Annotated in this window: 2 protein-coding genes; both read right to left on the bottom strand. The window is 63.2% G+C overall.

Annotated features, from left to right (window positions below; genetic code table 11):
* Positions 1-339: 339 nt before the first annotated feature.
* Entirely contained in the window at positions 340-1,500 is a 1,161-nt protein-coding gene (locus tag EOA27_RS33970; RefSeq protein ID WP_126081066.1) for a YncE family protein, read from the bottom strand.
* 72 nt (positions 1,501-1,572) lie between these two features.
* Positions 1,573-1,992 (bottom strand): GNAT family N-acetyltransferase (locus EOA27_RS33965; RefSeq protein WP_145970738.1); only part of this gene is annotated, 420 nt, incomplete at its 5' end.

Here is a 1,992-nt window from a genome sequence, read left to right as displayed (position 1 = left end):
GTTCTCTATCTTCACGGATTGATAGCGAAGAAGGCCGCGAGCCCCTTTGATCGGCATCAAGGCCAGGGGAATTTACGATCCGAGCTGAACCAGGCAGGCTGCGCGATAGATACGCTGGAGAGGTCAGAGCCGTCCGTGTCGATATTTTGAAGTATGCGTTTCAGGCTTGGAACGATCGGCGCGAGCGTGGCAGGCATTTGGCGCGCACATCATAAGCTGCAATTCCCGCTTCCCGACATTCAGACGCTCTGCAAAATGGCAGGCGTGACGTTCAAAGGATCGTGCAGGTCGACTACACAATGCCGGCTGCGTTGAGTCTATTGGCGGCGTCCAGCCTCCCTACCGCATATTGCCCGTATGCCCTTGCGAGTAGCGCCCCGGCTGCGGCCATACGGTGAGCCCATGCGGCTCTAGGCCGACGCGGATTTTCGTCACGGCGCCGCTCGTCGTGTCGATCATATACACGTCGCTGTCGAAGCGGCCGGAGAGCCATAGCTGCTTGCCGTCGGCGCTGACATTGCCCATGTCGGGGCTGCCGCCGCCGGGGATCGGCCATTGCGCGACCACGGCGCGGGTGGCGAAGTCGATCACCGTCACGCTGCCCGGACCCTTGGCCTTGCCCTGCTCCATTTTGTGCGAGCCGCGGTTCGAGACATAGAGCCGCTTGCCGTCGCGGCTGACGACGAAGCCGTGCGTGCCGATGCCGGTGGGGATGAAGCCGATTTCCTTGAAACTGTCGCCGTCGATCAGGAATACGCCGTCATTCATCATGTCGGCGACGTAAAAGACCTTGCCGTCGGGCGACAGGCGGATGTCCTGCGGCATGCCCATCCTGGACAGGTCGAGATGGCCGAGCACCTTCTGGTTCTTCAGGTCGATCTTGGCCAGGCCGCCATCGCCATATTCGCAGGTGAAGATCGCATAGGAGCCGTCGACCGAGAAATCGGCATGGTTGATGCCAAGGCAGGTCGGCGTCGGCAGGCTCGATTTCAGCGCCATGGTGTGCGGGTCGCGGAAATCGAGCTGCTGCAATGCCTCGTCGACGACGATGGCCGCGCTGCCGTCCGGCATGAAATAGAGGTTGTAGGGATCGTCGACCGGGACCTGCTGGCCGGGCTTGGCGGTCATCGGGTCGATCGGCGTCAGGCTGCCGTTTTTGCCGGTGCCGTTGTTGGCAACCCACAGCGTCTTCAAATCCCAGGACGGCACGACGTGCTGCGGCTTGCTGCCGACTTTGAAGCGGTCGACTTCCTTGAGCGTTACGCTGTCGATCACCGAGACGCTGTTGGAAGAGCGGTTGGGCACATAAACGCGCGGCAGGGCGCCTGCCGTGGCGGGGCTCAGATGGCCGAGCGTGGTCTGGCTGTAGATGTTGATCGGGGGAGGCGGCGCATCGGAGCAATCCTCCGGGCAGGTGTCGGCCGAGGCTCGATCCGGAAACATGGCGAGCGGGACAAGCGGCGCACAAAGGCGAGCGAAGCGCAGGACAGTATCGATCATTTGGAAGTGCTTTGTAGTGAAGGCCGGCCGGGCTCGGCCGCCGCAAGCCATAGCCGGTGTTTCGCCACCCATCTAGCGCCTTTTCAACAGGCTCCGCATGCGGTTGCGCAGCAGGCGCGCCATGTTGCGGGTCTCGCGATAGAGGTGCAGTTGCGAGGCCGCCTGGCGGGCCAGCCGGTCGGCGTCCGGCGTCAGCCCGACCACCAGCGTGCCCATCGGCTTGCGCTCGCTCCACAGGCGGCTCATCACCGGATGGTCCGGAACCGCGCAGGAATCGGTCATGACGATGTTGGGATCGTCGAGATGCTGCTTGGTCACCTCGATCATCAGCAGCGTGCCCGGCGAATAGTCGGAGAGCGTCTCGTCATAGGCCGTCTTCCAGGTGTAGGCGACGCCGGCCTCGACGAAGACAACCAGGCAGCCGATGGCGCGGCCATCGAGCGTCAAGAGATGGATGCGGCACATGTCCTGCTCGGCCAGCCGGTGCACGGC

This window comes from Mesorhizobium sp. M2A.F.Ca.ET.037.01.1.1, from assembly GCF_003998075.1.
Classification (GTDB): Bacteria; Pseudomonadota; Alphaproteobacteria; order Rhizobiales; family Rhizobiaceae; genus Mesorhizobium.
This window is presented reverse-complemented; position numbering and strand designations above follow the sequence as displayed.